This window comes from Promicromonospora kroppenstedtii DSM 19349 (genome assembly GCF_000515355.1).
Taxonomy (GTDB): Bacteria; Actinomycetota; Actinomycetes; order Actinomycetales; family Cellulomonadaceae; genus Promicromonospora; species Promicromonospora kroppenstedtii.
Genome location: NZ_KI911686.1, coordinates 254539 through 259462 on the forward strand (window position 1 = coordinate 254539; position 4924 = coordinate 259462).

Genomic DNA, 4924 nt, shown 5'->3' on the forward strand with positions numbered 1-4924 from the left:
CGCTAGTCGATATAGGCGCGGGGTGTGTTGCGCGCAGCAGACAATGTCTACTGCGCGCAACACACCCCGCGTGCGTACGTTCTGCGCGCGCCCCGGCCGGACGGCCAGGGCGCGGGCAGGCTCACCAGTTCGGGGTGACTCCCGGCAGGTTGCGCGGCAGCTTCACGTCCTTCGGGTGGTAGACGTACGTCAGGCCGTCGGTCGAGGTCTGCCAGACCCGCTCGAAGTTCTCCCGCGTGTACACGACGCGGACGGCGTCGTTGGTCGCGCCGTGCGGATCGTTCAGGATCGGGTCGCCGTCGGCTGTGAACCCGCGCAGCACCACGAGGTGCCCGTCCGTCTCGTACCCGGCCTCCGGCATCTCCTCGGCCTCGAAGTTGATCGAGAAGACCAGCGGGATGCCGGCCGCGACGAACTTCTCGGCCTCCGCGAGGGAACGCAGCCGGGTCACGAACGACTCCAGGCCGAACGTGCTGGCGTAGGCGGCGTTGAACGGCCAGTTGCCGGCGCCCTCGTACGTGTAGTCCCAGGTGTTCATCGCGGCGTAGTCGACCTGCGGGTCGCCGTTCGGGGCCTCGATGCCCTCCAGCTCCTCGGCCGGCACCTCGCGCCCGTAGGAGTAGATCACCATCGTCGACGACGTCGGCGAGCACCACACCTGGCCGCCGCCGCCGAACTCGGGGTACTCGCCACGGTGGATGTTCTGGCTGTACTGCGGCACGTCGAGCGACACCTCGCGCCCGAGCGTGAAGTCGCTCGTGCCCGTGTAGTGCGAGTCGGGCAGGTACTCGTTGGTCATCGTGCTCACGGAGTCGAGCCGCGGGGAGACCCGCGTGCCCTCGGGCCGGTACAGCGTGGCCCGGGTCTGGAACGCCTCCGGCTCGTTGCCGGACTTCGCGACGAACGTGTCCGTGAACAGGTACGCGTCGTCGTCGGTCTGGCCGTTCACGGAGGTGCGGTGGATGTCGCCGACGCCGCCGTCGGCGGGAGCGAACTCGTCGTCCGAGGCCCAGCGGCCCATGACGAACCACTTGGTCCAGGTCCCGTCGGCCTTGCGGCCGCGGAACTCGATCTCGACCCAGGTCCCCGTGGGCGTCCTCGCGTTCCACGAGCTCACGGACTCGTCGATGGCGTACCCGGTCTCGACCACCGGCGAGGTCCACCTGCCGGTCTCGTAGCTGACGGGCGTGCCGTCACCGAACGGGTCGGTGTACTCGACGATCTCCCCGCCGCCGCGCAGCACCAGGCCGCCGTGCGCACCCGGCCGCAGGTTGGAGCTCTCGCCCGCGCGGAAGTCCCGTACACCGTCCCACGCGGTCAGCGTGATCTGGTTGTCCGACGCCGCCGCGCCCTGTTCGGCCGCGTCCGTCGCCGGGACGGCGCCCGCCGCGATCCCTGCCTGCGTCACGAGCGCTCCTGTCGTCACCAGTGCCAATGCCGTCTTGCGCAGTCTTCCCCGTGTCGACACGCCTGTCTCCCTGTCTCCGGGCCCCTCTCGGTGAGCGGGCCGTGCACCTTCTTTACCAGAGGCGGGGTCGGGGCAGCAGCACATTAGGCGTCATCCGAAAGAGCGCCGCTCGGAACGGGTGCTCAGGGGAGCGGGGCGTGTGCGTCCGTGCGCGGGCCGAGGGCCGCGCCGGTGGCGAGCAGCGCGCCACCCAGGCAGAGCAGTGCGGCGACCCCTGTCTCCTCGCCGAGCACGGCCTGCAGCGGGGGCAGGTAGTAGGGGTAGAGCGCGGGGAGCGCGATCGACAGGCTGTAGCCGACCCCGTAGCCGCTGGACCGTACCGCCGTCGGGAACCGCTCGGCGAGGTAGGCGCCGACCGGGCCGTACCCGCTCACGGCCAGCACCTGGAGCGCGACCACGAGCAGCACCGTGACGGGCACGGCCGTGGTCGTGAACACCCCGAGGAAGGCCAGGGGCGCGGCGGTCGCGGCCAGCACGCCTGCCCCGACGAGCGTCGCGCGCCGGCCCGCCGACGTCGACACGTGGCCGAGCGCCAGCATCGTCCCGGCCGAAGCAGCGGTGCCGCACATCATCGTGAACGAGACGGCCCGCGCGTCGAGCTCCCCGGCGCCCTGCAGCGCTGTGGTGAGCGTCGGTACGGACATGTTGGTCAGCAGCCACAGGCCTGTCATCATGAGCAGGACCTGGCCGAGGGCCCGCCGGTGGGCGCCGAACAGCACATCCTGCAGCGGTCGCGGACGCTTGGCCGTACCGGTCCACGCGGCGGAGTCGGCCACGCCGCCGCGGCGGTAGTACCAGAGCATCACCCCGGCCAGCGCGGCACCCGTCACGAACGGCAGGCGCCAGCCCCACGCACTGTACGACGCCGAGTCGAGCACGCTCAGCATGAGCAGCACGAGCGCCGAGATGGTGGCGTTGGCCAGCGGCGACATGCTCATCGCCGTCCCGCTGAGCAGTCCTCTGCGGTGGGGCGCCGACCACTCCATGGCCAGCGGGATCGCCGACGTGTACTCGCCGCCGATGAAGATGCCGCCGAGAAAGCGCAGCGCGACGACGATCGCCAGGGTCCCCGCGCCGAGCACCTCGTGACCGGGCACCAGCGCGATGAGGAGCGTGGTCAGCGCGACGCCGGCCAGGGCTACGCGGGTGGTGGAGGTGCGGCCGATGCGGTCCGCGAGCGGGCCGAAGAGCGCGGCCCCGAGCGGGCGGCCGAGCAGGGTGGCGACGAAGACGAGCCCGGCGTTGGCCGCCAGGGCGTCGGACCCGAACAGATCCGCCGAGGCCGGGGCGAGCGCGACGACCGGCAGGAAGATGTCGAACTGGTCCACGTAGTTGCCGCCGATGCCACCGCGGACGGCGCGGCGGGCGGCGCCGGGGCGCGACGGTCCGCCGGTCCCGGGCGCCCCGGCGGGGCTGGACGGTACGGGCGCGCGGGTGGGTTGCTGGGCAGCGGACACCGAGGCTCACTTCCTTCGCCGGCATGACCCAGAGCAGGTTCGACGGTCGACGCGGCGTCAGCGTCCTCTCAGCCCGTGCCTCCGGGCTCCCGTGTGGTCGGCGCCACCCTAGCGCCTCTCACGTGTCGGACGTACAGGTCCCTCGGGTGACCGGGGTGTCTGACACGTGGTCAGCCCAGGTCGGGCACGGGGCCGGTCGTCGTGCCCTCGACCAGGCTGACCGGCAGCATCACCGACTCCGGCTGCTCGCCGGCCAGCAGCGCGATGACCGCGAGCCCGAGCGCCCGGCCCTTCTCGACCAGCGGCTGGTGCACGCTGGTGAGCACGTCGGGGGAGAGCCAGGGCAGGTCGAGACCGTCGAACCCGGCCACCGACACGTCCTCGGGCACCCGCAGCCCGAGCTCCCGCGCCGCGATCACGGCGCCGGCGGCAAGCAGGTCGGAGTGCGCGATGATCGCCGTCGGGCGGTCCCGCGCGGGCGCCCACTCGGACAGGATCTCGGTGGCGGCGTCGCGCCCGTGCTCCACGAGCGAGGCGGGCGTCTCCCACGACATGACGGGCTCGATCACGTCCCGCACACCGGCCAGGCGGTTGCGGGTGGGGGTGCGCTCGGCTGCGGCGAGCCGCTCGGCGTCGACCAGGCCGGACCGCTCGTCGCGCCCGAACGGAAGAGCGATCTCGGCGATCCGGGTGTGGCCCAGCTCGACGAGGTGCCGGACGGCCTCTGCCGCGCCGCGGCGGTCGTCGACGCCGACCACGGGCACCCCGGGCACCTCGTGCCCCTCGCCGATCACGACCGGTACGCCCCGGCGCTGCAGCGCCGCCAGGTTCGGGTCGCCCTCCAGGATGCCCCACACGAGCACGGCCACGTCCATCGCGGCCGCCTCGACCAGCGGGTCGACGGCGGCGGGCAGCCCTGCCTCGGCCGCGAGCCCGACCGACTGCGCGGTGGCGCCCTGCGGCATGCCGGGCACGAGCAGCACGCCCAGGCCCTGCTCACCGATCGCGGAGACCAGGCCGTGCAGCACCTGTGTGGACACCGGGTCCCGGAACGAGCGGCCCAGCTGGTCGCCGATCACCACCCCCACGATCCCGGAGCGGCCCGACCGGAGCTGGCGGCCCAGCGGGTTGGGCCCCGAGTACTCGAGCTCCCGGGCGGCGGCCAGCACCTTCTCCCGGGTCTCGGGCGTGATCGGTCCCGCACCGGAGAACGCGAGCGAGGCGGTGGACACGGAGACCCCTGCCAGCTCGGCGACCTTCGCGAGGGTCGGTCGGCCAACGGTCTGGCGGTTCATCGCGGTTCCTTCTCTCGCATCGGGCGCCGGTGGTGCAGGACCGGGTATCTGCTGGGCTGATCCCAGATTGTGGCTTACGGTCGGGAGATTCAATCGCACCAAGGAGTTCCGTGCCTACTGCACACGCCGCCGCCCGCGCGGTCTTCGTCGTCTTCGCCGCCAGCGGGTTCGCCTTCGCGAGCTGGGCATCGCGGCTCCCCGCCGTCCGCGACGGTCTCGGGTTCTCCGAGCAGGAGATGGGCATCCTGCTCCTGACGGGCTCCATCGGGTCCGTCGCCGCGATCCCGCTCTCGGGGCTCGTCGCGGAGCGGATCGGCACCGCGCGCACCGTGCTGTCGTTCTCCGGACTGCTCGTGGCCGGGCTCGCCGTGGCCGGGTACGGTGTCGCGGCGGACGAGCACCTCGCCGTCCGCGGCGGCCTGATCCTGTTCGGGGTGGGCGCGGGCGTCTGGGACGCCGCGATGAACCTCGAGGGCGCCGCCGTCGAGCAGCGCCTCGGCCGCGCCGTCATGCCGATCTTCCACGCCGGGTTCTCGTTCGGCACCGTGCTCGGCGCCGGCGTCGGCGCGCTGGTGGCCACCGCCGGCGTCCCGGTCCTCTGGCACATCGTCGCGGCGGGCGTGGTCGCCTTCCTGTCCGTCGTGGTCGCCACCCGGTTCTTCACGCCGCGCGCGCTCGCGGCCGCCGTGCCGGACGACGCCGTG

The 4924-nt window shown here is 72.9% G+C and carries 4 protein-coding genes; 1 reads left to right on the forward strand and 3 read right to left on the reverse strand.

What is annotated here, in order from left to right; genetic code table 11:
* Nucleotides 1-121: 121 nt before the first annotated feature.
* The 3 genes from PROKR_RS15780 to PROKR_RS15790 form a co-directional block, all read right to left on the reverse strand.
* The gene (locus tag PROKR_RS15780) at nt 122-1408 is read right to left on the reverse strand and encodes a C39 family peptidase (RefSeq protein ID WP_036964570.1); all 1287 of its coding nucleotides are present in this window, start codon (nt 1406-1408) and stop codon (nt 122-124) included.
* 182 nt (nt 1409-1590) lie between these two features.
* Nucleotides 1591-2925: an MFS transporter gene (locus PROKR_RS15785; RefSeq protein WP_036964571.1), complete on the reverse strand. Its 1335-nt coding sequence runs from the start codon at nt 2923-2925 to the stop codon at nt 1591-1593.
* 170 nt (nt 2926-3095) lie between these two features.
* The gene (locus PROKR_RS15790) at nt 3096-4220 is read right to left on the reverse strand and encodes a LacI family DNA-binding transcriptional regulator (protein ID WP_020016085.1); all 1125 of its coding nucleotides are present in this window, start codon (nt 4218-4220) and stop codon (nt 3096-3098) included.
* Between the two features lie 110 nt (nt 4221-4330).
* Here PROKR_RS15790 and PROKR_RS15795 point away from each other — a divergent pair.
* A partial coding sequence (locus PROKR_RS15795; RefSeq protein WP_036964698.1) for an MFS transporter occupies nt 4331-4924 on the forward strand: 594 nt, incomplete at its 3' end.